Source organism: Pseudomonas sp. TE21435, from assembly GCF_056279265.1.
The window spans coordinates 2,285,875-2,311,963 of sequence record NZ_JBWBQZ010000001.1 but is presented as its reverse complement, the minus strand read 5'-3'; the positions used below and the strand labels follow the sequence as shown (position 1 = coordinate 2,311,963).

Below are 26,089 nucleotides of genomic sequence, written 5' to 3'. Positions count from 1 at the left end.
GCGGGGAGCGACGTCTTTGTCGGGGTCTGGGGGGCAACCGCCGTTGGCTACCTGGTGTTCCATGAGCAAGAGACGGGCCAAGGTCTGCGGGTCATTGCAACTAGCCCAGCATCTCCGACATGGCGATGATCTGCTCCGCCACCTGGATCAGCTTCTGCTGGCGGCTCATGGCTTGGCGGCGCATCAGGGTGTAAGCCGCTTCCTCGTTGCAGTCCTTCATTTTCATCAGCAGCCCCTTTGCTTGTTCGATGCGCTTGCGCTCGGCCAGTTGCTGGTCGCGGGCCAGCAATTGCGCCTTCAGCGCCTGGTCGCTTTCGAAACGGGCCATGGCTACGTCGAGGATCGGCTGCAGGCGCGTGGCCTGGATACCCTCGACGATGTAGGCGCTGACTCCAGCCTGGATCGCCTGGCGCATCACGTCGGGGTCGTGCTCGTCGGTGAACAGCACGATCGGACGGGGGCGATCGCGGCTGACCAGCACCACCTGCTCCATCACATCGCGGCCAGGTGACTCGGTATCGATCAGCACCACGTCCGGGTGCACCGTTTCGACACAGGCGGGCAGGTCGATGCTCAGGTTGCCGGCCTCGATCACTTCGAAGCCGGCCTCGATCAGGGCCGCCTTGAGACGACCGACTTTCTTTTCGGTGTCGTCGATCAGCAGGATACGCAGCATGTTCGCCCCCTCAGTGACTGGCGCGGGCATCAGGTGCCGCGTCCAGGGCGTGCAGGGGAAAGCTGCGCGCATAGCCATGGGGGTCGCTGCCGTCCCAGCGGCGGCCGTCGAGCAGCAGGCTGCTGCGCATGGGGAGGTCGGCGCAGGGCACGCCCAGTGCCGAGGCGGCCTCGCGGTAAAGGGCCAGCTGTTGCACCTGGCGGGCGACCCCGAGGTAGTCCGGGTCGTCACGCAGCAGGCCCCAGCGGCGGAACTGGGTCATGAACCACATGCCGTCGGACAGGTAGGGCAGGTTGGCCCGGCCCTGGTCGAACAGGCGCAGGCCATGGGGGTCGTGCCAGCGATGGCCGAGGCCATCCTGGTAGTCGCCGAGCAGGCGCGGCTCGATGCTGTCGACGGGGGTGTCAAGGTAGGCGCTGCCGCTGAGCAGTTGCGCGGTGCTGCGGCGGTTTTCCTGGCTCTGCTCGATGAAGCGCGCGGCGGCGAGTACCGACTGGATCAGTGCCCGGGCGCTGTTGGGGTACTGTTCGACGAAACCGCGGGCGCAGGCCAGGACCTTTTCCGGGTGATCGGGCCAGATCGACTGGCTGGTGGCCAGGGTGAAGCCCTGGCCCTTGGCGAGCGCGTCCGCCGACCAGGGTTCGCCGACGCAGAAGCCGTCGATGCGCCCGGCCTGCAGGTGGGCGGTCATCTGCGCCGGGGGCACCACCACACTGCTGACGTCACGCAATGGGTGAATCCCCTGGCTGGCCAGCCAGTAGTACAGCCACAGAGCATGGGTGCCGGTGGGAAAGGTCTGGGCGAAGGTCAGCCGTGCGCCTTGCTGGTGCACCAGCCGCGCCAGTGCCTCGGGGTTGGTCACGCCCTTGCGCTGCAGTGCGGCGGAGAGGTTGATGGCCTGTGCGTTCTGGTTCAGGCCCATGAGCACGGCCAGGGGGCTGGCGGGCACGCCTCCGATGCCCAGGTGCACGGCGTATACCAGCCCGTACAGGCAGTGGGCGGCGTCGAGTTCGCCGCTGACCAGCTTGTCGCGCAGCCCGGCCCAGGAGGCCTGGCGGCGCAGGTTTAAGGTCAGGCCGAATGGCTGGGCGAAGCCCTGGGTGGCGGCAACCACTACCGAGGCGCAGTCGGTCAAGGCCATGAAGCCGATGTCCAGGCTGGGTTTTTCCGGCGCGTCGCTGCCGTTGACCCAGGCCAGGGGCGTTGTCGGGAGGGGTGTGTTCACGGAGTTCCTCGAGCGTTCGCAATAGAGCGGCATGCAACAGACATAGCAACCCATGTGCCATGGCCCTGTCGCCCCGGCGGCGCGCTGGCTATAATCGCCCCCTCACACACCGCGAGTCCGCCCGCCCATGTATACCCTGGCCCGCCAGCTGCTGTTCAAGCTCTCCCCGGAAACCTCCCACGACCTCTCGCTGGACCTGATCGGCGCTGGTGGCCGCCTGGGGCTCAATGGTCTGCTGTGCAAGCAGCCAGCGGCGTTGCCGGTGACGGTGATGGGCTTGAACTTCGCCAACCCGGTCGGCCTGGCCGCAGGCCTGGACAAGAACGGCGCGGCCATCGACGGTTTCGCCCAGCTGGGTTTCGGCTTCGTCGAGATCGGCACCGTGACGCCGCGCCCGCAGCCGGGCAACCCCAAGCCGCGGCTGTTCCGCCTGCCTGAAGCCACGGCCATCATCAACCGCATGGGCTTCAACAACCTCGGTGTCGACCACTTGCTGGCACGTGTGCGCGCCTCGAAGTACACCGGGGTACTGGGCATCAACATCGGCAAGAACTTCGACACCCCGGTCGAGCGGGCCCAGGACGACTACCTGATCTGTCTGGAAAAGGTCTACAACGACGCCAGCTACATCACCGTCAACGTCAGCTCGCCGAATACCCCGGGCCTGCGTTCGCTGCAGTTCGGCGACTCGCTCAAGCAACTGCTCGATGCCCTGGCCGAGCGCCGTGAACAGCTGGCCACGGCCAACGGCAAGCGCGTGCCATTGGCGATCAAGATTGCACCGGACATGAGCGACGAAGAGACCGCGCTGGTGGCCGCGGCGCTGCGCGAGTCGGGCATGGACGCGGTGATCGCCACCAATACCACCCTGGGCCGCGAAGGTGTCGAAGGCCTGCCGTTCGGTGGCGAGGCGGGCGGCCTGTCGGGTGCGCCGGTACTGCAAAAGAGCACGCACACGGTGAAGGTGCTGGCGGGCGAGCTGGGCGGCAAGCTGCCGATCATCGCCGCTGGCGGTATTACCGAGGGGCGCCACGCGGCTGAGAAGATCGCCGCTGGGGCTAGCCTGGTGCAGATCTATTCGGGCTTCATCTACAAAGGCCCGGCGTTGATTCGTGAAGCGGTGGATGCGATTGCGGCGATGCCGAAACCATGAAATGAGCCGCTCCCACGCTGTATAGAAGATGTGGCGAGAAAATAAGGTGCATAAAAAAGGGCCCCTTCAAAGGGGCCCCTGGGCCGCAGCCCGCCGCCCGGATAGGGCGCGCATGGTGACTCGAATTCAGTGTCCTCGTTCAGCCAACGGCGTGATTTTCGTTGAGTCTATGAATGCCAGCGGTGCCGGTCATGCCATCCCAGTTATCGCCGCGACCTTCGCGCCAGCCGTTGATCCAGGCTTGGCGTACAGAGGGTAGATTGAAGGGGCAAAGTTCGCGGGATTTGCCGGTGACTCCATACTGGTAGCCACGTGAATATGCTCTTTCCAACGGATCACGCTTAAGTCTTCTCATAGGGTGTTGCCCTCACTTGTTGACTGTAATGTCCCGTCGGCCTCTCCGAGGCCGGGCAGAATCGTTCTGCCGGTTTGCGCCCGCTGCCGGCGTCGCGGGCTGAAAGTGCCGCCCCGTTGCGGTGCGGCCTGAGATCAGTTCTAACGAATGCGAGTCACAGTGTGAATGATCGATTTGTCATAAGGACGTAACCTTTCCGAGGGTGAGGGGATAAGTAAATAAATGCGACTCAACCTTGTTTGCCGTTGGGCCCGCTATGATCAGGGTTTAGTCAACGTTGACGTCAATTGGCCAGCGTTGCTCGATGATGACAGTAATAATTGGTAATGCGACGAAGGGTCACATCTGAACCCTGGGTCCACGAAATTTTCACACTGCCCGACGATCAAAGCCTCTTTCGCTTCTGCGTGAGGCATTGGTCTGCCGAGCGGCCAGGTCTTGCGATCGCTTCGCAAGGCCACCCGGGCGCCTGCTGGAAAGGGGCGCGGGCAAACAGCGGCAGCCGATGCGTCGGCTTGCCATTTACCTAGCCAAAGGCTCTGGATTACACATGTCGGACCGTTTCGAACTTTATCTCACCTGCCCCAAGGGCCTTGAAGGCCTGCTCGCCGAAGAGGCCAGCCAACTGGGCCTGACCGAGGTGCGTGAACACACCTCGGCCATTCGCGGCTCGGCCGACATGGAAACCGCCTACCGCCTGTGCCTGTGGTCGCGCCTGGCCAACCGGGTGCTACTGGTGCTCAAGCGTTTCTCGATGAAGAACGCCGACGACCTCTATGACGGCGTGCATGCGCTCGACTGGGCCGACCACCTGGCGGCCGACGGCACGCTGGCAGTGGAGTTCAGCGGCCATGGCTCGGGTATCGACAACACTCACTTCGGCGCCCTGAAAGTGAAGGACGCCATTGTCGACAAACTGCGCAACCGCGAAGGCCTGCGCCCGTCGGTGGACAAGCTCGACCCGGACCTGCGGGTGCACCTGCGCCTGGACCGTGGCGAGGCGATTCTGTCCCTCGACCTGTCCGGCCACAGCCTGCATCAGCGCGGCTATCGCCTGCAGCAGGGCGCGGCGCCATTGAAGGAAAACCTGGCAGCGGCGGTGCTGATCCGCTCGGGCTGGCCACGCATTGCGGCCGAGGGCGGCGCCCTGGCTGACCCGATGTGCGGTGTGGGCACCTTCCTGGTCGAGGCGGCGATGATCGCCGCCGACATCGCCCCCAACCTCAAGCGCGAGCGCTGGGGCTTCACGGCCTGGCTCGGGCACGTACCGGCGCTGTGGCGCAAGATGCACGACGAGGCCCAGGCCCGTGCCCAAGTGGGCCTGGCCAAGCCACCGTTGTGGATTCGTGGCTACGAGGCCGACCCGCGGCTGATCCAGCCGGGGCGCAACAACGTCGAGCGCGCAGGCCTGGGCGACTGGGTGAAGATCTATCAGGGCGAGGTTGCCAGCTTCGAGCCGCGCCCAGACCAGAACCAGAAGGGCCTGGTGATCAGCAACCCACCCTATGGCGAGCGCCTGGGCGATGAGGCCAGCCTGCTGTACCTCTACCAGAACCTCGGCGAGCGCCTGCGCCAGGCATGCATGGGCTGGGACGCGGCGGTGTTCACCGGCGCGCCGGAGCTGGGCAAGCGCATGGGTATCCGCAGCCACAAGCAATACGCTTTCTGGAACGGCGCATTGCCGTGCAAGCTGTTGCTGTTCAAGGTCCAGCCCGACCAGTTCGTCACTGGCGATCGTCGTCAGGCTCAGGCCCAGGCCGACGCGGGTGAGGGCGAGCCGCGCCGCCAGGCGCCGGTGGCCAGCGAGCCGGCGCGCCTGTCGGAAGGCGCGCAGATGTTCGCCAACCGCCTGCAGAAGAACTTCAAGCAGCTGGGCAAGTGGGCCCGCCGCGAGCAGGTCGATTGCTACCGCGTGTACGATGCCGACATGCCCGAGTACGCCTTGGCTGTCGACCTGTACCACGACTGGGTGCACGTGCAGGAGTATGCCGCGCCGCGCTCGATCGACCCGGACAAGGCCCAGGCACGCCTGCTCGACGCGTTGACCGCGATTCCGCAGGCCCTTGGCGTCGATCCGCAGCGCGTGGTGCTCAAGCGCCGGGAGCGCCAGACCGGCACCCGCCAGTACGAACGCCAGGCCACCGAAGGACGCTTCCAGGAAGTCAGCGAGGGCGGCGTCAAGCTGCTGGTCAACCTTACCGACTACCTCGACACCGGCCTGTTCCTCGACCACCGCCCGATGCGCCTGCGTATCCAGCGCGAGGCGGCGGGCAAGCGCTTCCTCAACCTGTTCTGCTACACCGCCACGGCCAGCGTGCATGCAGCCAAGGGCGGCGCGCGCAGCACCACCAGCGTCGACCTGTCGAAGACCTACCTGGACTGGGCACGGCGCAACCTGTCGCTCAACGGTTTCTCCGAGCGCAACCGCCTGGAGCAGGGCGACGTCATGGCCTGGCTGGAGAACGCCCAGGACAGCTACGACCTGATCTTCATCGACCCGCCGACCTTCTCCAACTCCAAGCGCATGGAAGGGGTGTTCGACGTGCAGCGCGACCATGTGCAACTGCTCGACCTGGCCATGGCGCGCCTGGCGCCGGGTGGTGTGCTGTACTTCTCCAACAACTTCCGCAAGTTCCAGCTCGACGAGCACCTGGCGACGCGGTATGCGGTGGAGGAAATCAGCGCCCAGACCCTGGACCCTGACTTCGCTCGCAACAACCGCATCCATCGCGCCTGGCAGCTGCGTTTGCGCTGAGCCGACGAGGTACATGGCGTGGCCACTGGCCAGCGGCTATAAAGCAGGACAGGGCGGGACAATACGCAGGACGCTGACGTTGCTGAGAGTCCTCTATGTCGAACCCAGGCGTACCTGCGAAGCCGCTTGGCCTGTTCGGTGACGAGCTGTCGGCCTGGGGCGTGGCCCTGGCGGCGCTGGTCGCCGGAGCGCTGCTCACGGCCGCGCTGGCCATTGCCACGCAGACCTTCTTCAAGCAGCAACTGCGCCAGCGTTTCGAACTGCTGGCCAGTGAACGCTACAGCCGCATCGCCGAACGTTTCGAGGAGCAGGAGCAGCGCCTGGACGGCCTGCGCCGCTTTTTCGCCTACTCCAGTGAAATCACGCCCTACGAGTTCGATGGCTATGCCCGCCCGTTGCTGCATCGCACCCAGGCCTACTCCTGGGCGCCGCGGGTAGCGTCCGGGCAGCGCGCGGCGTTCGAACAGCAGGCCAGCGCCTTGCTGGGGCAGCCTTACCAGATCCGCGACCTGGACGCCCAGGGGCGTTGGCAGGCGGCAGCGATGCGTGATCACTACTACCCGGTCCTGTACACCCAGGCGGCGAGCCGGCAGGCCCAGCCCTATGGTTTCGACCTGGGCGGGCAGGCGCTGCGCGCCGCGACCCTGGCCCGGGCCCCGGGCCCTGGCAGCATGGCGGTGTCTGCGCCGCTGGACATGATCAATGTCGAGCCGGCCTACACCCGCGGCCTGCTGATGGTCGCTCCGGTGTTCGCCGATGATGCGCCGGCGAGCGAGTTGCCCCGAGGTTATGTGATGGCGTTGCTCAGCCTGCACCAGTTGATAGCCGAGAGCCTGCCGACCGTGGCCGATGACAACCTGGTGGTGCGCATCCTCGATCTGTCCACCGAGGGTGGTCACGAGGTGCTGTTCGACTCGGGCATGCAGCCGGCGCGCATGGGCCTTGCCAGCAGTCACCTGCTGCACCTGGCCGACCATCACTACCAGCTCGATATTCGCCCCAGCCAGGGCTTTCTGTTGGCCAACCGGTCGTCTGCGGTGTCAGTCGTGGCATTGCTTGGTGGCCTGCTGAGCATATTGCTGGCGCTGCTGCTTTACAGCCTGTTCAGCCAGCGCCAGCGTGCCCTGGGCCTGGTGGCCCGGCGCACCGCCGAGTTGCGTGTCAGCGAGCAGTCGTTGCGCGAGACTCACAACCAGTTGCGCAGCGTGCTCGATGCCGCGACCCAGGTCGCGATCATCGCCACCAGCCTGCGCGGAGTGATCGGCACGTTCAATGCCGGCGCCGAACGCATGCTGGGCTACTCGGCCGGCGAAGCGCTGGGCCAGCTGCGGCTGGAGGACCTGGTGTTGCCCGAAGAGCTGCACCAGCGTGCCCATGCCTTGAGCGTGCGCTTTGGCCGCGAGGTCGGCGCCGGCCAGGCGATGTTCGCCGAAACGGTGCAGGAGGGTGGCGCGCAGCCGGCGGACTGGACGCTGGTACGCAAGGACGGTAGCCATCTGCTGGCCAACATGCTGGTGACGGCGGTGCTGGACGAGCAGGGCTTGTGGGTGGGTTACCTGGCGATCTGCATCGATGTCACCGAGAGGCGCCGGGTGCACGAAGCCCTGGCGGCCCGCGATCGGTTGCTGGAGAAACTCAGCGCCGAGGTGCCGGGCGGGATCTACCAGTACCGCCTGGATGCCGATGGCCATTCCTGTTTTCCCTACGCCAGCCAAGGTCTACACGACATCTACGAGGTTGACCTGGCGGTGCTGCGCGAGGATGCCACGGCGGTGTTCGAGCGTATTCACCCTGACGACCTGGAGCGGGTGCGACGCTCGGTGCGGTATTCCGCCGAGCATCTTGCGCCGTGGCGCGAGGAGTATCGGGTGTGCCTGCCGCAAGCGGGGCTGCGCTGGGTGCGTGGGGAGGCTACGCCGGAGATCGGCGAGCATGGCAGCACGCTGTGGCATGGCTACCTGACGGACATCTCGGATCTCAAGCGGGTCGAGGAAGAGTTACGCGCATTGTCGGTGACCGACGCCCTGACCGGCATCTACAACCGACGCTATTTCCAGGAGCGGCTGCGCAACGAACTGGATCGGGCCCAGCGCGAAGGTCTGGACCTGGCGGTGATCATGCTGGATATCGACCATTTCAAGCGTATCAACGATCAGTTCGGGCATGCGGTCGGGGATCATGTGCTGCGCAATCTGTGCCAGCGGATCGCGCATCGGCTGCGGCGCACCGATGTGTTCTGCCGCTTGGGCGGGGAGGAGTTCATGGTGCTGTGCCCCGGGAGTAATGCCGAGCAGGCGCGGATGCTGGCGCAGGAGTTGTGGCAGGGTTTGCGCAGTGTGCCGGTGGAGGGCGTTGGGCGGGTCACGGCGAGTTTCGGGGTGGCGGGGTGGCGGGCGGGGGAGGGGGCGGATGCGTTGTTGTTGCGGGCGGATGCTGGGGTATATGTGGCCAAGCAGGGGGGGAGGGATCGGGTTGAGGGGGAGTTGTTGTCTTGACTTGGGTTTGATGTTCTTGTTGATTGGTGGATAGTATTTGGTGTTGGTTTTGAAGTTGTATGCAAATTTATTTTATATTGCGTCGTGTCGGTGCATTGTCATCTTTTCTATTGCTTGATCTTCAAGTTTTGCTCTTGCTCTTGCTCTTGCTCTTGCTCTTGCTCTGCTTTTGCTTCTAAGTGCGCGATAGTTCAGGCGACACAAATTGCGACTTCAGGAGGCCGAACGTAGGTTTTGCGGAGGGAGGTGACGGGCATGGATGCCCGTCAAGCGCTGCGCCCCAGGATGGGGCGTTCAGCGCGGTCCTCCCGGGAGCAAGGCCGGAGTGAGGGGACCCCGGAGCGAAGCGTAGGGGCCGGATGAATGGAGCGAGCATTTTTTGGTTCCTTTTTGATGCTTCAAAAAGGGACCCGCCGTAAGGGCGGAAAGGTGATTATGCGTCACCATCGCAAATGAATGCGCATATAGCTTTAAAAACACACACTGTGTAAGTCAAAGTCAAAGTCAAAGTCAAAGTCAAAGTCAAAGTCAAAGTCAAAGTCAAAGTCAAATGCGATTGGCGTGGGTTTTTACAGTTGTAAACGCATTCATTGGCTATACTGACGCATATTCACCCTTTCGCCACCCGGCGAGTCACTTTTTGTCAAACGCGACAAAAAGTAACCAAAAAACGCTGCGCTCCATTCATCCGGCCCTACGCTTCGCTCCGGGTCCCCTCACTCCGGCCTTGCTCCCGGGAGGACCGCGCTGAACGCCCCATCCTGGGGCGCAGCGCTTGACGGGCATCCATGCCCGTCACCTCCCTCCGCAAGTCCTGCGTTCGGCCTCCTGAAGTCGCGAAGTTACGGGCGGCGCCTGGTCTGACGCAGCTGTCGCTAGCTGGGTAGGGCGCTAGACTCTTGATCGGCAACGGCAACGGCAACGGCAACGGCAACGGCAACGGCAACGGCAACGGCAACGGCAACGGCAACGGCAACGGCAACGGCAACGGCATCGGTATCGGTATCGGTATCGGCAGAATCAAAGGTGATTTGAGCGTTCGTCGGCGCGCCGACGTGGTCGGCTATCACTTCTCTGTCACGTAACTGTATTGTTGGCTATTCTCCGATCTGTCCCAGTACACTTCGTAACTGTTACGGTATTCTGGCCCCGCAGTGAGCCACACAAGAACAATGACCCGTCAGCGCTTCGAGAACACGCCATGACCAACCTGCTGCTGTACCAGCGCATTGCCCAGCAACTGGCCGATGACATCCGCCGGGGTGTCTACCAGCCGGGGGAGCGGGTGCCGTCGGTGCGCAAGATGAGCGCGCAGCTCAATGTCAGCCATGCCACCGTGCTGCAGGCGTACGCCAATCTCGAGGACCAGGGCCTGATCCGTGCCCGGCCGCAGTCCGGCTACTACGTCCACCAGACCCCGGCGTTGACGGCGCAGACCCCGGATATCGCGCGGGTCGAGCGCCCGGGCCTGGTCACCCGGGCAAGCATCATCCAGCAAGTGCTGGTCGAGGCGCGGCGCGATGGGGTTTTCCCATTCGGCGCCGCGGTGCCGCATGTGGACTACCTGCCCGTGCGTGCCCTGCACCAGCAATTGGCCAAGGTGACGCGCTTCCACAGCCCGCGTGCCTTCAGCTACATGTTCAGCCCGGGTTTCGAACCGCTGCGCCGGCAGATCGCCATTCGCATGCGTGATGCCGGCGTGCTGGTCGATCCGCGTGAGGTGGTGGTGACCCACGGCTGCGTCGATGCCCTGCAGATGGCGCTGCGGGTGCTGACCCGACCGGGCGACCTGATTGCGGCCGAGTCGCCCACTTACTATGGCCTGCTGCAGCTGGCCGACCTGCTGGGGCTCAAGGTCATCGAGATTCCCAGCGATCCCTCTACCGGTATCAGCCTGGAAGCCCTGCAACTGGCAGCCAACCAGTGGTCGATCAAGGCGCTGGTACTGACGGCGCGCTTGAGCAATCCCTTGGGCGGCACCATCCCCGAGGAGCGGCAGAAGCAGTTGCTGCGCCTGGCCTCGGACTTCGACATACAGATCGTCGAGGATGATATCTACGGTGAGCTGATGTTCGAGCAGGGGCGCACCAAGGCGCTCAAGGCGTTCGATCGCCTCGACCGGGTGATCTACTGCTCGAGCTTCTCCAAGACCCTGTCGCCAGGGGTGCGGGTCGGCTGGATGATCGCCGGGCGCTACCAGGACGAGATCCAGCGCCTGCAGACCTTCACTACACACTCGGCCTGCAGTGTCACGCAGATGGCGGTGGCCGCCTACCTGGAGAACGGCGGCTACGATCGCCACCTGCGCTACATTCGCCAGGAGTATCGCAAGAACCTCAGTGCCTACCAGCTGGCGGTGCAGCAGCACTTCCCCGAAGGCACGCAGATGACCCGGCCCACCGGCGGCTTCATTCTTTGGGTCAGCCTGCCAGGGCGAGTCAATACCCAGGAGCTGCATGTGCGGGCGCTGGAACAGGGGATCAGCATCGCGCCGGGGCTGATCTTCAGTAACACGGAGCAGTTCAACCACTGTATCCGGCTCAATTGCGGTATTCCCTGGAACCGCGAGGCGGAGCGCGCGGTGATGACCCTGGGGCTGCTGGCCCAGCAATTGTGCCGCGAGCCGACAGGTTCACTTTTGTAGGCTTGTCAGATGAGCGGGGAACAGGGAGCATACGCGTTTTGCAGCTTACGCTCCCGGTACCCATGAACCTGTTTCGTCCTCTTGTCATTGCCCTGTGTTGCGCGTTGCCCTGGCTGCCGGCCGGAGCGGTGCAGGCTGCCGAGCCTGCAACCAAGGCGCAGGGGGTGCACAAGTCGCCGGCCAAGGCTGCAGCCAAGCCCAAGGCCAAACCAAAGGTCAAGCCCAAGGTGAAGGCCAAGCCTGTCAGCAAGGCTGTCGCCAAATCGCTACCCAAGCAGAAGATCGACCTGAGCCTGCCGAGTGAAATGGTCAGGCACCTCGAGCCGGACCTGGGTGACGGGCCGGTGGTGCGCAAACCTCTGCTGCCGTCGATGTTCCCCACCAAGCCGGAGTCCGACAGCAGCCCGTTCCAGCTCAACGGCCGGCTGATCAGCAACGAAATGCAGCTGCAGTTGCGCAACGACAGCCGGCGCGACGTCGACGGCGCGGCGATCGATTTCGAATTCCGCAACTGACTGCCGGGTCACCGTCTTTTTCATTCGCTCGGCAATTTCAAACATATGTTTGAGCGGTTAGTATCCAGGGACGTTCGTCCCGTTTTGCTCCTGGGAGTCCTGTTGTCATGAAATGCCGCGAGGGCTGCGGTGCCTGCTGCATCGCCCCGTCCATCAGTTCACCTATCCCCGGCATGCCGCAGGGCAAGCCGGCCGGCGAACGCTGCCTGCACCTGAATGTCGAAAACCTCTGTGCGCTGTTCGGCAAGCCCGAGCGGCCCAAAGTGTGTGGCGGCTTCAAGGCGGAAGCGGACATCTGTGGCAACGATCGTGACGAGGCCATCCGCATCATCGGGTGGCTGGAGCAGATGACGGCGGCGTGACAGGTTGGATCCTCGACAACAAGGAACAAGATGATGAGATCGATCAAGCGTATTGCACTGCTGTGTGGCATGGGTGTCGTGCTGGCACCGACGGCTTGGGCCGAGAACTGGCAGGTGGCCAAGGACGAGGAGGGGATCAAGGTGTCCCTCAGCGAGGTGGCCGGTTCCAAGTACAAGGCCTACCGTGGCGTGACCGTGATCAATGCACCGCTGGCCAAGGTCAAGGCGCTGCAGGAGGACGTGGCGGGGGCCTGCGCCTGGATCCACGAGTGCAAGTCGCAGAAACTGCTCAAGAGCGAGGGCGACCAGAGCTGGACCTACACCCAGTTCAATACACCATGGCCTGTGACGCCACGCGATTCCGTCCTGCATGTGACCACTGTCCAGGAGGCTGATGGCAGCCTGACCCGCAAGCTTGAGGAGCAGCCGAAGTATCTGCCGGAGGAAAAGGGCTTCGTGCGTGTCGCCCAGGTGGAGGGCTACTGGAAGCTGGTGCCCAAGGGTGACAGCACCGAGGTGACCTACCAGGTGCACACCGAGCCAGGTGGCAGTGTGCCGTCCTGGTTGGCCAACAAGTTCGTGGTGGATGCGCCGTTCAATACCCTGAAGGGGTTGAAGGAGCGTGCCGAGAAGCAGTGATCGGCGCCGGTAACGCAGAAACAAGAAAGGCTGCCCGAGGGCAGCCTTTTTTGCGTTCGGCCGACAGGGCTTACTTGCGGTCTTTCAGCTCGACGATGTCACGCTGCTCGTAGCCGGTGTACAGCTGGCGTGGGCGGCCGATCTTGTATGGGCTGGAGAGCATTTCCTTCCAGTGCGAGATCCAGCCGACGGTACGTGCCAGGGCGAAGATCACGGTGAACATGCTGGTCGGAATACCGATGGCCTTGAGGATGATGCCCGAGTAGAAGTCGACGTTCGGGTACAGCGAGCGCTCGACGAAGTACGGATCGGTCAGGGCGATCTCTTCCAGGCGCATGGCCAGTTCCAGCTGCGGGTCGTTCTTGATGCCCAGCTCGCTGAGCACTTCGTCGCAGGTCTTCTTCATCACGGTGGCGCGCGGGTCGCGGTTCTTGTACACGCGGTGACCGAAGCCCATGAGCTTGAACGGATCGTTCTTGTCCTTGGCCTTGGCGATGAACTTGTCGATGTTCGAGACATCGCCGATTTCATCGAGCATGGTCAGTACGGCTTCGTTCGCACCGCCGTGGGCCGGGCCCCACAGTGCGGCGATGCCGGCGGCGATACAGGCGAACGGGTTGGCGCCCGAGGAGCCCGCCAGGCGCACGGTGGAGGTGGAGGCGTTCTGCTCGTGGTCGGCGTGGAGGATGAAGATCCGGTCCATCGCCTTGGCCAGCACCGGGCTGATCGGTTTGATCTCGCACGGGGTGTTGAACATCATGTGCAGGAAGTTTTCTGCGTACGACAGGTCATTGCGCGGGTACATCATGGGTTGGCCCATGGAGTACTTGTAGACCATCGCGGCCAGGGTCGGCATTTTCGCGACCAGGCGTACCGCGGAGATTTCGCGGTGCTGCGGGTTATTAATGTCCAGCGAGTCGTGATAGAACGCCGACAGGGCGCCGACCACGCCGCACATCACTGCCATGGGGTGGGCGTCGCGGCGGAAGCCGTTGAAGAACGACTTCAGCTGCTCGTGAACCATGGTGTGGTTCTTCACGGTGCTGACGAACTGGGCCTTCTGCTCGGCATTCGGCAGTTCGCCGTTGAGCAGTAGGTAGCAGGTCTCGAGGTAGTCCGACTGTTCGGCGAGCTGTTCGATCGGGTAGCCGCGGTGCAGCAGCACGCCCTTGTCGCCATCGATGTAGGTGATCTTCGACTCGCACGAGGCGGTCGCCATGAAACCAGGGTCGAAGGTGAAGTGGCCTGATGCCCCCAACCCGCGGACGTCGATAACATCGGGACCAACGGTGCCGGTTAAAATGGGCAGCTCGACGGGGGCAGCGCCCTCGATGATCAACTGCGCTTTTTTGTCAGCCATGTGGCCTCCTATTAATGCTTGAAATCATCAGACAGACCCCCCACGCAGGGCCCGCACCACTATAGAGGGATAAATTCGAATGTCAATTTGCCTAAAGGCTGGTTGAAACGCCCTCTGAGGCCTGATTTTTCACGAAATTCTCGCCCGTTTACGCCTTTTGTCCCTTAAAGGCAATGCGCTATTTGGGCTAGCCCCTCACGTTGTCATAAGCAGCCTAACTGTCTATACTCGGCAGCCGACTCCCAGGGGCTTTCAAGCCCGCCCTGCTGGGTGTCGTCGCTCTCCTGGGTGGTGGGTACCTGACCAGTACACTTACCAACAACTTTGCCCTGTTAGCTAGGGGCTCTTCAGTGTGAAAAAAGCCGTGAAAAGCCAACGACCTGTAAACCTAGACCTAAGGACCATCAAACTCCCGATCACCGCGTACACGTCCATTCTTCACCGTATTTCCGGCGTCATCCTCTTCCTCGGCCTTGCCATCATGCTGTACGCACTGGGCAAGTCGCTGGGTTCGGAGGAAGGCTTTGCCGAGGTGAAGGCGTGTCTGACCAGTCCGCTGGCCAAACTGGTGACCTGGGGCCTGCTGTCCGGCCTGCTGTACCACCTCGTGGCAGGTGTGCGCCACCTGATCATGGACATGGGTGTCGGTGAGACGCTGGAAGGCGGCAAGCTGGGCTCGAAAATCGTGATCGTCATCTCCGTGGTGCTGATCGTTCTGGCAGGAGTTTGGGTATGGTAACTAACGTCACGAACCTGTCGCGTTCGGGCCTCTACGACTGGATGGCGCAGCGCGTCTCGGCGGTCGTTCTCGCGGCTTACTTCATTTTCCTGATCGGCTACCTCGCCGCCCACCCGGGCATCGACTACGCCCAGTGGCACGCTCTGTTCACCAACAACGCGATGCGCATCTTCAGTCTGCTGGCCCTCGTTGCCCTGGGCGCCCACGCCTGGGTCGGCATGTGGACCATTGCCACCGACTACCTGACGCCGATGGCGTTCGGCAAGTCGGCGACTGCGATTCGTTTCCTGTTCCAGGCGGTATGCGGCGTTGCGATGTTCGCTTACTTCGTCTGGGGTGTGCAGATTCTCTGGGGTATCTGATTCATGGCTAACATTCCAACCATTTCCTTCGACGCCATCATCATCGGTGGCGGCGGCGCGGGCATGCGCGCAGCGCTGCAACTGGCTCAAGGCGGCCACAAGACCGCTGTAGTCACCAAGGTGTTCCCGACTCGTTCGCATACCGTTTCCGCCCAGGGCGGCATCACCTGCGCCATCGCTTCGGCCGACCCGAACGACGACTGGCGCTGGCACATGTACGATACCGTCAAGGGTTCCGACTACATCGGTGACCAGGACGCTATCGAATACATGTGTCAGGAAGGCCCGGCCGCGGTCTTCGAGCTGGACCACATGGGGCTGCCGTTCTCGCGTACCGAAACCGGTCGTATCTACCAGCGTCCGTTCGGTGGCCAGTCCAAGGACTTCGGCAAGGGCGGCCAGGCTGCCCGTACCTGCGCAGCCTCCGACCGTACCGGTCACGCGCTGCTGCACACCCTGTACCAGGGCAACCTGAAGGCAGGCACCACCTTCCTCAACGAGTACTACGCCGTTGACCTGGTGAAGAACCAGGACGGCGCGTTCGTCGGTGTGATCGCGATCTGCATCGAAACCGGCGAAACCATGTACATCAAGTCCAAGGCCACCGTGCTGGCGACTGGCGGTGCTGGCCGTATCTACGCCTCCACCACCAACGCCCTGATCAATACCGGTGACGGTATCGGCATGGCCCTGCGTGCCGGCGTGCCGGTGCAGGATATCGAGATGTGGCAGTTCCACCCGACCGGCATCGCCGGCGCCGGTGTACTGGTCACCGAAGGTTGCCGCGGTGAAGGTGGCTACCTGATCAACGCCCACGGCGAGCGCTTCATGGAGCGTTACGCGCCGAACGCGAAAGACCTGGCCGGCCGCGACGTGGTCGCCCGCTCCATGGTCAAGGAAATCATCGCCGGTAACGGCGTGGGCCCGAACAAGGACCACGTGCTGCTGAAGCTGGATCACCTGGGCGAGGAAGTGCTGCACAGCCGCCTGCCAGGTATCTGCGAGCTGTCCAAGACCTTCGCCCACGTCGACCCGGTGGTCGCCCCGGTTCCGGTCGTGCCGACCTGCCATTACATGATGGGCGGCGTTGCCACCAACATTCATGGCCAGGCCATCACCATGGACGCCGAAGGCAAGGACCACATCATTCCGGGTCTGTTCGCCGTGGGTGAAGTGGCCTGTGTGTCGGTCCATGGCGCCAACCGCCTGGGCGGCAACTCGCTGCTCGACCTGGTTGTATTCGGCCGTGCCGCCGGCCTGCACCTGGAAAAGGCGCTGACCGAAGGCGTCGAGTACCGCGATGCCAGCGACACCGACGTCGATGTTGCCCTGAACCGCCTGAACAAGCTCAACGAGCGTACCAGTGGCGAAGACGTGGCAAGCCTGAAGCGCGAGCTGCAGAGCTGCATGCAGAACTACTTCGGTGTATTCCGTACCGGCGAATACATGCAGAAGGGTATCGAGCAGCTGGCTGGCCTGCGTGACCGCATCGCCAACGTCAAGATCAACGACAAGTCCCAGGCCTTCAACACCGCGCGTATCGAAGCGCTGGAGCTGCAGAACCTGCTGGAAGTCGCCGAAGCTACCGCCATCGCGGCCGAAGCCCGTAAAGAGTCCCGCGGCGCGCACGCCCGTGAAGACTTCGAAGACCGTGACGACGAGAACTGGCTGTGCCACACCCTGTACTACCCGGGTGAGAAGCGCGTTGCCAAGCGCGGCGTCAACTTTGCGCCGAAGACAGTTCCTGCCTTCGAACCAAAAGTCCGGACTTACTAAGGGTGGCTGCTATGTTGAAAGTCGAAGTTTATCGCTACAACCCCGACACCGACTCGGCGCCCAAGATGGAGTCGTTCGACGTCGATACCGGCGGCAAGGACCTGATGGTTCTGGACGTGCTGGCACTGATCAAGGAAAAGGACGAGGGCTTCTCGTACCGTCGCTCCTGCCGTGAAGGCGTGTGCGGTTCCGATGGCATGAACATGAACGGCAAGAACGGCCTGGCCTGCATCACCCCTCTGTCGGGCGTGGTCAAGGGCAACAAGCTGGTGCTGCGCCCGCTGCCTGGCCTGCCGGTCATTCGTGACCTGGTGGTCGATATGAGCATCTTCTACAAGCAGTACGAGAAGGTGAAGCCGTTCCTGCAGAACGACACGCCGGCTCCGGCCATCGAGCGTCTGCAGTCGCCGGAAGACCGCGACAAGCTGGACGGTCTGTACGAGTGCATCCTGTGCGCTTGCTGCTCGACCTCCTGCCCATCGTTCTGGTGGAACCCGGACAAGTTCCTGGGCCCCGCCGCACTGCTGCAGGCCTATCGCTTCCTGGCCGACAGCCGTGACACCAAGACTCAGGAGCGCCTGGCGTCCCTGGATGACCCGTTCAGCGTATTCCGCTGCCGCGGGATCATGAACTGCGTGAACGTTTGCCCGAAGGGTCTGAACCCGACCAAGGCTATCGGCCACGTACGTAACATGCTGCTGCAGAGCGGCACCTGATTCAAAACGTTGTACCTGCAGTAAGCCGAGGTGCGGGTGGTGAGCCCGCACTGAGGTAAAACCCGAGCAAGGGCCCACAAAGCCCGCGCTCATTACCTATGAAGATATGAGACCAGCAGGGGCTTCCGGGCTGGTACCCGGAAAATCAGCAGGATCCAGGTGGCGTGGTTCAGTCGCTGTGTTCGGACTTTTCCAGGTTTGCTGTGGCTCTCGCCGATCAGTCCCCTAACCGAGGGTGACCAAGCATGCAAGAAAGCGTGATGCAGCGCATGTGGGAAAGCGCCCACCTTTCAGGTGGTAACGCTGCATATGTGGAAGAGCTTTATGAGCTCTACCTGCACGACCCTAACGCTGTGCCAGAAGAGTGGCGCACCTACTTCCAGAAGTTGCCCGCCGACGGCAGCACCGCTACCGATGTATCGCACTCGACGATCCGCGACCATTTCGTATTGCTGGCAAAGAACCAGCGCCGCGCCCAACCGGTTTCCGCCGGGAGCGTGAGCACAGAGCACGAGAAGAAGCAGGTTGAAGTGCTGCGACTGATCCAGGCCTATCGTATGCGCGGCCATCAGGCTGCCAAGCTCGACCCGTTGGGGTTGTGGCAGCGTCCTGCGCCCGTAGACCTGTCGATCAATCATTACGGCTTGACCAATGCCGATCTTGATACGACCTTCCGTGCCGGCGACCTGTTCATCGGCAAAGAGGAAGCGAGCCTACGCGAAATCTTCGAGGCGCTCGAGAAGACATATTGTCGCACCATTGGTGCCGAATTCACCCACATCGTCGATTCCGAGCAGCGCAGCTGGTTCCAGCAGCGCCTGGAAAGCGTGCGTGGCCGTCCGGAGTTCTCCGCCGATGTGCAGGCGCACCTGCTCGAGCGCGTCACGGCCGGTGAGGGCCTGGAGAAGTACCTGGGCACCAAGTACCCGGGCACCAAGCGCTTCGGCCTGGAAGGCGGCGAGAGCCTGATCCCGATGCTGGACGAAATGATCCAGCGCTCCGGTTCCTACGGTACCAAGGAAGTCGTGATCGGCATGGCCCACCGTGGCCGCCTGAACGTGCTCGTCAACACCTTCGGCAAGAACCCGCGCGAGCTGTTCGACGAGTTCGAAGGCAAGAAGATGAACGAGCTGGGCTCCGGTGACGTGAAGTATCACCAGGGCTTCTCCTCCAACGTGATGACCCCCGGTGGCGAAGTTCACCTGGCCATGGCGTTCAACCCCTCCCACCTGGAAATCGTCTCGCCAGTGGTTGAAGGTTCGGTTCGCGCCCGCCAGGATCGCCGCAACGACAGCGTTGGCGACAAGGTCCTGCCGATCTCGATCCACGGCGACGCGGCGTTCGCCGGCCAGGGCGTGGTCATGGAAACCTTCCAGATGTCGCAGACCCGCGGTTTCAAGACCGGCGGCACCGTGCACATCGTGATCAACAACCAGGTCGGCTTCACCATCAGCAACCCGCTGGACGCGCGCTCCACCGAGTACGCCACCGACGTTGCCAAGATGATCCAGGCACCGATCCTGCACGTGAACGGCGACGATCCGGAAGCGGTGATGTTCGTCACCCAGCTGGCCATCGATTACCGCATGCAGTTCAAGCGTGACGTGGTCATCGACCTGGTCTGCTACCGCCGCCGTGGCCACAACGAGGCCGACGAGCCGAACGGCACCCAGCCGCTGATGTACCAGCAGATCAGCAAGCAGCGCACCACACGTGAGCTGTACGCCGAGCAACTGATCAGTGCCGGCCGCATCGATGCCGAACGCGCCCAGGCCAAGATCGACGAGTACCGCAACGCCCTGGACAACGGCCTGCACGTCGTCAAGAGCCTGGTCAAGGAGCCGAACCGCGAGCTGTTCGTCGACTGGCGCCCGTACCTGGGCCATGCCTGGACCGCGCGTCACGACACCCGCTTCGACCTCAAGACCCTGCAGGAACTGTCGGCCAAGCTGCTGGAGCTGCCAGAGGGCTTCGTCGTCCAGCGTCAGGTCGCGAAGATCTACGAAGACCGCCAGAAGATGCAAGCCGGCGGCTTGCCGATCAACTGGGGTTACGCCGAGACCATGGCCTACGCCACCCTGCAGTTCGAGGGTCACCCGATCCGCATGACCGGCCAGGACATCGGCCGTGGCACCTTCTCGCACCGTCACGCGGTGCTGCACAACCAGAAGGACGCCAGCACCTACGTCCCGCTGAAGAACCTGTTCCCGGGCCAGCCGCGCTTCGACCTGTACGACTCCTTCCTTTCGGAAGAAGCGGTACTGGCTTTCGAATACGGCTACTCGACCACCACGCCGAACGCGCTGGTGATCTGGGAAGCCCAGTTCGGCGACTTCGCCAACGGCGCGCAAGTGGTGATCGACCAGTTCATCACCAGCGGCGAGCACAAGTGGGGCCGTCTGTGCGGTCTGACCATGCTGCTGCCACACGGTTATGAAGGGCAGGGCCCGGAGCACTCCTCCGCGCGTCTGGAGCGTTACCTGCAGCTGTGCGCCGAGCACAACATCCAGGTGTGCGTGCCGACCACTCCAGCACAGATCTACCACCTGCTGCGTCGCCAGGTCATCCGCCCGCTGCGCAAGCCGTTGGTCGTGCTGACGCCGAAGTCGCTGCTGCGCCACAAGCTGGCCATCTCGACCCTGGAAGACCTGGCCGAAGGCTCGTTCCAGACCGTGATCCCGGAAATCGATACCCTCGATCCGGCCAAGGTCGAACGCCTGGTCCTGTGCGGCGGCAAGGTCTACTACGACCTGCTGGAAAAACGCCGTGCCGAAGGCCGTGAAGACATCGCCATCGTGCGTATCGAACAGCTGTATCCGTTCCCTGAGGACGACCTGGTCGAAATCCTGGCGCCTTACACCAACCTCAAGCATGCAGTGTGGTGTCAGGAAGAGCCGATGAACCAGGGCGCCTGGTACAGCAGCCAGCACCACATGCGCCGTATCCTGGGCCGCCACAACAAGGCACTGGTCCTGGAATACGCCGGCCGCGACGCGTCCGCCGCGCCAGCCTGTGGTTACGCATCGAAGCACGCCGAACAGCAGGAAAAACTGCTGCAAGACGCGTTCACTGTCTAACGCCTTCGCGCACCTGAAACCGAATTTAAGGAAACACAGATAATGGCTATCGAGATCAAAGCCCCAACCTTCCCGGAATCGGTTGCCGATGGCACCGTTGCCACCTGGCACAAGCAGCCGGGCGACGCCGTCAAGCGTGACGAGCTGATCGTCGACATCGAAACCGACAAAGTCGTACTGGAAGTCCTGGCCACCGCCGACGGCGTGCTGGGCGCCATCGTCAAGGGCGAGGGCGATACCGTCCTGTCCGACGAAGTGCTGGGCTCGATCGTGGAAGGCGGCGCTGCCGCCGCTGCTCCAGCTGCCGCCCCGGCCGCTGCCGCTCCAGCCGCTGCTGCCGCCGCCGACGCTGGCGAAGACGACCCGGTTGCCGCACCTGCCGCGCGCAAGCTGGCTGAAGAGAACGGTATCGACCTGGCTACCGTTGCCGGCACCGGCAAGGGCGGTCGCATCACCAAGGAAGACGTCGTCGCCGCCGTCGCCAACAAAAAGTCGGCTCCGGCTCCAGCTGCCAAGCCGGCCGCTGCCGCCGCCGCTGCTCCGGTCGTCGTCGCCGCTGGCGACCGTACCGAGAAGCGTGTGCCGATGACCCGCCTGCGCGCCAAGATCGCCGAGCGTCTGGTCGAAGCCCAGTCGAACATGGCGATGCTGACCACCTTCAACGAAGTCGACATGACCGAAGTCATGGCCCTGCGTTCGAAGTACAAGGACCTGTTCGAGAAGACCCACAACGGCGTGCGCCTGGGCTTCATGTCGTTCTTCGTCAAGGCCGCCACCGAGGCGCTGAAGCGCTTCCCGGCGGTCAACGCCTCGATCGACGGCAACGACATCGTCTACCACGGTTATGCAGACGTTGGCGTCGCTGTTTCCAGCGACCGTGGCCTGGTGGTACCGGTACTGCGCAACGCCGAGTCGATGAGCCTGGCGGAAATCGAGAACGGCATCGCTACCTTCGGCAAGAAGGCCCGTGACGGCAAGCTGGCCATCGAAGAAATGACTGGCGGTACCTTCACCATCACCAACGGTGGTACCTTCGGCTCGATGATGTCGACCCCGATCGTCAACCCGCCGCAGGCCGCGATCCTGGGCATGCACAACATCATCCAGCGCCCGATGGCCATCAATGGCCAAGTGGTGATCCGCCCAATGATGTACCTGGCGCTGTCCTACGACCACCGCCTGATCGACGGCAAGGAAGCGGTAACCTTCCTGGTGACCATCAAGAACCTGCTGGAAGATCCGTCTCGCCTGCTGCTGGACATCTAATCAACTAGCTGCGCGCCGCCGGCCCCGTTCTTCAAGAGACGGGGCCGTGCGGTACGCGGCTTGTAGCTTGTAGCTGATAAGGAATCTTTTATGACCCAGAAATTCGACGTAGTGGTGATTGGTGCAGGTCCTGGCGGCTATGTTGCCGCCATCAAGGCTGCCCAACTCGGTCTGAAGACTGCCTGTATCGAGAAGTACACCGACGCCGAGGGCAAGCTGGCCCTGGGCGGCACCTGCCTGAACGTAGGTTGCATTCCTTCCAAGGCGCTGCTGGACAGCTCCTGGAAGTACAAGGAAGCCAAAGAGAGCTTCAACGTCCACGGTATCTCCACGGGTGAAGTGAAGATGGACGTCGCCGCGATGGTTGGCCGCAAGGCCGGCATCGTCAAGAACCTGACCGGCGGTGTTGCCACCCTGTTCAAGGCCAACGGCGTCACTTCGATCCAGGGCCATGGCAAGCTGCTGGCTGGCAAGAAAGTCGAAGTCACCAAGGCTGACGGCACCACTGAAGTCATCGAAGCCGAGAACGTGATCCTGGCTTCCGGCTCGCGTCCGATCGACATTCCACCGGCTCCGGTCGACCAGAACGTCATCGTCGATTCCACCGGCGCCCTGGAATTCCAGGCTGTACCGAAGCGCCTGGGCGTCATCGGTGCCGGCGTGATCGGCCTGGAACTGGGCTCGGTCTGGGCTCGCCTGGGTGCCGAAGTCACCGTCCTGGAAGCCCTGGACACCTTCCTGATGGCTGCCGACACTGCCGTGTCGAAAGAAGCCCAGAAGACCCTGACCAAGCAAGGCCTGGACATCAAGCTGGGCGCTCGCGTCACCGGCTCGAAAGTCAACGGCAACGAAGTCGAAGTCACCTACACCAACGCCGAAGGCGAGCAGAAGATCACCTTCGACAAGCTGATCGTCGCGGTCGGCCGTCGTCCGGTGACCACTGACCTGCTGGCTGCCGACAGCGGTGTGACCATCGACGAGCGTGGCTACATCTTCGTCGATGATCACTGCGCTACCAGCGTTCCGGGCGTATTCGCCATCGGTGACGTGGTGCGTGGCATGATGCTGGCGCACAAGGCCTCGGAAGAGGGCATCATGGTCGTCGAGCGCATCAAGGGCCACAAAGCCCAGATGAACTACGACCTGATCCCGTCGGTCATCTACACCCACCCGGAAATCGCGTGGGTCGGCAAGACCGAACAAGCCTTGAAGGCCGAGGGTGTTGAGGTTAACGTAGGCACCTTCCCGTTCGCGGCCAGCGGCCGTGCGATGGCAGCCAACGATACCGGTGGTTTCGTCAAGGTCATCGCCGACGCCAAGACCGACCGCGTCCTGGGTGTTCACGTGATTGGCCCATCGGCTGCCGAACTGGTACAGCAGGGCGCGATCGCAATGGAATTCGGCACCAGTGCCGAGGATCTGGGCATGATGGTCTTCAGCCATCCGACCCTGTCCGAAGCGTTGCATGAAGCAGCGCTGGCGGTGAATGGCGGTGCCATTCACGTCGCCAACCGTAAGAAGCGTTAATTATAAGAAACCACGGCGGTCTGCCCGTCGTGGGTCTTGCGTGCAAGACTCACCGCGGAACGTCCGCCGGACCGGATCACATGGGAAAACCCGGGGTCAACGGTCACAGGTGGTGCGGCGCCAGTAATGGCGCAGCGCCGAAGCGCAGTACCTAACGAAGACGGTAAAAAGCATGAATCTTCACGAGTATCAGGGTAAGCAGCTGTTCGCTGAATACGGCCTGCCAGTTTCCAAGGGTTTCGCAGTCGACACCCCTGAAGCTGCAGCAGAAGCCTGCGACAAGATCGGCGGTTCCGAGTGGGTTGTAAAAGCCCAGGTTCACGCTGGTGGTCGCGGTAAAGCGGGCGGCGTCAAGCTGGTTCGCAGCAAGGAAGACGCCAAGGCGTTCGCTGCCCAGTGGCTTGGCAAGAACCTGGTTACCTACCAGACCGACGCCAATGGTCAGCCAGTTTCCAAGATCCTGGTCGAATCCTGCACTGACATCGCCAAAGAGCTGTACCTGGGCGCTGTAGTCGATCGTTCGAGCCGCCGCATCGTGTTCATGGCTTCCACCGAAGGTGGCGTGGACATCGAGAAAGTCGCTCACGACACTCCTGAGAAGATCCTCAAGGCCACCATCGATCCGCTGGTCGGCGCTCAGCCGTTCCAGGGTCGCGAGCTGGCGTTCCAGCTGGGCCTGGAAGGCAAGCAAGTTCAGCAGTTCGCCAAGATCTTCGTAGGCCTGGCCAAGCTGTTCAAGGATCACGATCTGGCCCTGCTGGAAGTGAACCCGCTGGTGATCAAGGCCGATGGCGACCTGCACTGCCTCGATGCCAAGATCAACATCGACGCCAACGCCATGTACCGTCAGCCTAAGCTGAAGACCTTCCACGACCCGTCGCAGGACGACGCCCGTGAAGCCCACGCCGCCAAGTTCGAACTGAACTACGTTGCCCTCGAAGGCAACATCGGCTGCATGGTCAACGGTGCCGGCCTGGCCATGGGTACCATGGACATCGTCAACCTGCATGGCGGCAAGCCTGCCAACTTCCTCGACGTTGGCGGCGGTGCCACCAAAGAGCGCGTTACCGAAGCGTTCAAGATCATCCTGTCCGACAGCAATGTCGCGGCCGTACTGGTCAACATCTTCGGCGGCATCGTTCGCTGCGACATGATTGCCGAAGGCATCATCGGTGCAGTGAAAGAAGTCGGCGTCAAGGTTCCGGTCGTCGTTCGCCTCGAAGGCAACAACGCCGAACTGGGCGCTAAAGTACTGGCAGAAAGCGGTTTGAACATCATTGCGGCAACCAGCCTGACCGACGCTGCTCAACAAGTTGTCAAAGCTGCGGAGGGCAAGTAATGAGCGTCCTGATCAATAAAGACACCAAAGTCATCTGCCAGGGCTTCACCGGCTCGCAGGGTACTTTCCACTCCGAACAAGCCATCGCCTACGGCACCAAGATGGTCGGCGGCGTCACCCCGGGCAAGGGTGGCACCACCCACCTGGGCCTGCCGGTGTTCAACACCGTGAAAGAAGCCGTAGAAGCTACCGGCGCTGACGCGTCGGTGATCTACGTACCGGCTCCTTTCTGCAAGGACTCGATCCTGGAAGCCGCCTTCGGTGGCATCAAGCTGATCGTCTGCATCACCGAGGGTATCCCTACCCTCGACATGCTGGACGCCAAGGTCAAGTGCGACGAGCTGGGTGTGACCCTGATCGGCCCGAACTGCCCAGGCGTGATCACTCCGGGCGAGTGCAAGATCGGCATCATGCCGGGTCACATCCACCTGCCAGGCAAGGTCGGTATCGTTTCGCGTTCCGGCACCCTGACCTACGAAGCTGTCAAGCAGACCACCGACGCCGGTTTCGGCCAGTCGACCTGCGTCGGCATCGGCGGTGACCCGATCCCGGGCTCCAACTTCATCGACATCCTGAAGCTGTTCCAGGAAGATCCGAAGACCGAAGCGATCGTCATGATCGGTGAGATCGGCGGTTCCGCTGAAGAAGAAGCCGCGGCCTACATCAAGGCCAACGTGACCAAGCCTGTCGTTTCCTACATCGCCGGTGTTACCGCACCTGCGGGCAAGCGCATGGGCCACGCTGGCGCCATCATTTCCGGTGGCAAGGGTACCGCGGACGAGAAGTTCGCCGCCCTGCAGGACGCTGGTGTGAAAACCGTGCGTTCCCTGGCTGACATCGGCAAGGCCCTGGCCGAGCTGACTGGCTGGGAAGTCAAGAAGTAAGTAACACGCAATGCCCCCCACGCGCACAAAGGCCACCTTCGGGTGGCCTTTGTCGTTTTGCGTCTCTTGGGTGGCGAGCGCGGCTGAAGCAGGAGGTCGGTAGGCATTAGGAAAATCCGTTGGGCACAATCAGGATTTTCAACCAGACATTCGTTTGAATACGCAATAAATGGTCGCCTAACATGTTCAACAAGACGACAAACACATACGCACATCGGACAAGC

21 protein-coding genes are annotated in these 26,089 nt (G+C 62.7%); 17 read left to right on the top strand and 4 right to left on the bottom strand.

The window, feature by feature from the left end:
• Positions 1 to 100: 100 nt before the first annotated feature.
• Together ACZ9C1_RS10395 and ACZ9C1_RS10390 are read right to left on the bottom strand one after the other, a co-directional pair.
• The gene (locus ACZ9C1_RS10395; RefSeq protein ID WP_046854754.1) at positions 101 to 676 is read right to left on the bottom strand and encodes an ANTAR domain-containing response regulator; all 576 of its coding nucleotides are present in this window, start codon (positions 674 to 676) and stop codon (positions 101 to 103) included.
• A gap of 10 nt (positions 677 to 686) precedes the next feature.
• Positions 687 to 1,934, bottom strand: coding sequence for a CmpA/NrtA family ABC transporter substrate-binding protein (locus ACZ9C1_RS10390; RefSeq protein WP_476253954.1), 1,248 nt, complete (start codon positions 1,932 to 1,934; stop codon positions 687 to 689).
• A gap of 94 nt (positions 1,935 to 2,028) precedes the next feature.
• Here ACZ9C1_RS10390 and ACZ9C1_RS10385 point away from each other — a divergent pair, with 94 nt between their 5' ends.
• Positions 2,029 to 3,054 carry a quinone-dependent dihydroorotate dehydrogenase gene (locus ACZ9C1_RS10385; RefSeq protein WP_102682737.1) on the top strand — a complete coding sequence of 342 codons (1,026 nt, stop codon included), beginning with the start codon at positions 2,029 to 2,031 and terminating at the stop codon, positions 3,052 to 3,054.
• Between the two features lie 139 nt (positions 3,055 to 3,193).
• Here ACZ9C1_RS10385 and rmf read toward each other — a convergent pair whose 3' ends face one another.
• Positions 3,194 to 3,409 carry a ribosome modulation factor gene (gene rmf, locus ACZ9C1_RS10380; RefSeq protein WP_003248687.1) on the bottom strand — a complete coding sequence of 72 codons (216 nt, stop codon included), beginning with the start codon at positions 3,407 to 3,409 and terminating at the stop codon, positions 3,194 to 3,196.
• Between the two features lie 550 nt (positions 3,410 to 3,959).
• On the opposite strand from rmf, the gene rlmKL reads away from it, so the two are divergent.
• The 7 genes from rlmKL to ACZ9C1_RS10345 all read left to right on the top strand — a co-directional run bounded on the left by rlmKL (position 3,960) and on the right by ACZ9C1_RS10345 (position 12,819).
• Positions 3,960 to 6,164 carry a bifunctional 23S rRNA (guanine(2069)-N(7))-methyltransferase RlmK/23S rRNA (guanine(2445)-N(2))-methyltransferase RlmL gene (gene rlmKL / locus ACZ9C1_RS10375; protein ID WP_277505105.1) on the top strand — a complete coding sequence of 735 codons (2,205 nt, stop codon included), beginning with the start codon at positions 3,960 to 3,962 and terminating at the stop codon, positions 6,162 to 6,164.
• Positions 6,165 to 6,259: 95 nt separating this feature from the next.
• Positions 6,260 to 8,659 carry a sensor domain-containing diguanylate cyclase gene (locus ACZ9C1_RS10370; RefSeq protein WP_476253953.1) on the top strand — a complete coding sequence of 800 codons (2,400 nt, stop codon included), beginning with the start codon at positions 6,260 to 6,262 and terminating at the stop codon, positions 8,657 to 8,659.
• 899 nt (positions 8,660 to 9,558) lie between these two features.
• Positions 9,559 to 9,744: a hypothetical protein gene (locus tag ACZ9C1_RS10365; protein ID WP_476253952.1), complete on the top strand. Its 186-nt coding sequence runs from the start codon at positions 9,559 to 9,561 to the stop codon at positions 9,742 to 9,744.
• A gap of 116 nt (positions 9,745 to 9,860) precedes the next feature.
• Positions 9,861 to 11,303 carry an aminotransferase-like domain-containing protein gene (locus tag ACZ9C1_RS10360; protein WP_038706507.1) on the top strand — a complete coding sequence of 481 codons (1,443 nt, stop codon included), beginning with the start codon at positions 9,861 to 9,863 and terminating at the stop codon, positions 11,301 to 11,303.
• A 62-nt stretch (positions 11,304 to 11,365) separates the two neighbouring features.
• Complete coding sequence (locus ACZ9C1_RS10355) at positions 11,366 to 11,818, top strand: hypothetical protein (protein WP_277505099.1); 453 nt, start codon at positions 11,366 to 11,368, stop codon at positions 11,816 to 11,818.
• A gap of 107 nt (positions 11,819 to 11,925) precedes the next feature.
• Entirely contained in the window at positions 11,926 to 12,180 is a 255-nt protein-coding gene (locus ACZ9C1_RS10350; protein ID WP_110704461.1) for a YkgJ family cysteine cluster protein, read from the top strand.
• Between the two features lie 33 nt (positions 12,181 to 12,213).
• Positions 12,214 to 12,819, top strand: a complete 606-nt coding sequence (locus ACZ9C1_RS10345) for an START domain-containing protein (protein ID WP_476254570.1) — start codon at positions 12,214 to 12,216, stop codon at positions 12,817 to 12,819.
• 70 nt (positions 12,820 to 12,889) lie between these two features.
• On the opposite strand, the gene gltA is transcribed toward ACZ9C1_RS10345, so the two are convergent.
• Positions 12,890 to 14,179: a citrate synthase gene (gltA, locus tag ACZ9C1_RS10340; RefSeq protein WP_046854764.1), complete on the bottom strand. Its 1,290-nt coding sequence runs from the start codon at positions 14,177 to 14,179 to the stop codon at positions 12,890 to 12,892.
• A gap of 352 nt (positions 14,180 to 14,531) precedes the next feature.
• Between gltA and sdhC the strand changes: the two genes are divergently transcribed.
• From sdhC to sucD, 9 genes are all read left to right on the top strand, one after another.
• Positions 14,532 to 14,918: a succinate dehydrogenase, cytochrome b556 subunit gene (sdhC, locus tag ACZ9C1_RS10335; protein WP_023628897.1), complete on the top strand. Its 387-nt coding sequence runs from the start codon at positions 14,532 to 14,534 to the stop codon at positions 14,916 to 14,918.
• On the top strand, positions 14,912 to 15,280 hold the full coding sequence (sdhD, locus tag ACZ9C1_RS10330; RefSeq protein WP_023628896.1) for a succinate dehydrogenase, hydrophobic membrane anchor protein: 369 nt from the start codon (positions 14,912 to 14,914) through the stop codon (positions 15,278 to 15,280). The genes sdhC and sdhD overlap by 7 nt, the downstream gene beginning before the upstream one ends.
• A 3-nt stretch (positions 15,281 to 15,283) precedes the next feature.
• Positions 15,284 to 17,056, top strand: coding sequence for a succinate dehydrogenase flavoprotein subunit (gene sdhA / locus ACZ9C1_RS10325; RefSeq protein WP_023628895.1), 1,773 nt, complete (start codon positions 15,284 to 15,286; stop codon positions 17,054 to 17,056).
• 11 nt (positions 17,057 to 17,067) lie between these two features.
• Entirely contained in the window at positions 17,068 to 17,772 is a 705-nt protein-coding gene (locus ACZ9C1_RS10320) for a succinate dehydrogenase iron-sulfur subunit (protein WP_012315348.1), read from the top strand.
• A gap of 245 nt (positions 17,773 to 18,017) precedes the next feature.
• Entirely contained in the window at positions 18,018 to 20,849 is a 2,832-nt protein-coding gene (locus ACZ9C1_RS10315) for a 2-oxoglutarate dehydrogenase E1 component (protein WP_102684706.1), read from the top strand.
• A gap of 42 nt (positions 20,850 to 20,891) precedes the next feature.
• Complete coding sequence (gene odhB, locus ACZ9C1_RS10310; protein ID WP_102684707.1) at positions 20,892 to 22,115, top strand: 2-oxoglutarate dehydrogenase complex dihydrolipoyllysine-residue succinyltransferase; 1,224 nt, start codon at positions 20,892 to 20,894, stop codon at positions 22,113 to 22,115.
• Between the two features lie 90 nt (positions 22,116 to 22,205).
• Positions 22,206 to 23,642, top strand: a complete 1,437-nt coding sequence (lpdA, locus tag ACZ9C1_RS10305) for a dihydrolipoyl dehydrogenase (protein ID WP_102684708.1) — start codon at positions 22,206 to 22,208, stop codon at positions 23,640 to 23,642.
• A gap of 172 nt (positions 23,643 to 23,814) precedes the next feature.
• On the top strand, positions 23,815 to 24,981 hold the full coding sequence (gene sucC / locus ACZ9C1_RS10300; RefSeq protein WP_023629628.1) for an ADP-forming succinate--CoA ligase subunit beta: 1,167 nt from the start codon (positions 23,815 to 23,817) through the stop codon (positions 24,979 to 24,981).
• Positions 24,981 to 25,865, top strand: coding sequence for a succinate--CoA ligase subunit alpha (gene sucD / locus ACZ9C1_RS10295; protein WP_004376004.1), 885 nt, complete (start codon positions 24,981 to 24,983; stop codon positions 25,863 to 25,865). The genes sucC and sucD overlap by 1 nt, the downstream gene beginning before the upstream one ends.
• The last annotated feature ends 224 nt before the right edge of the window (positions 25,866 to 26,089 follow it).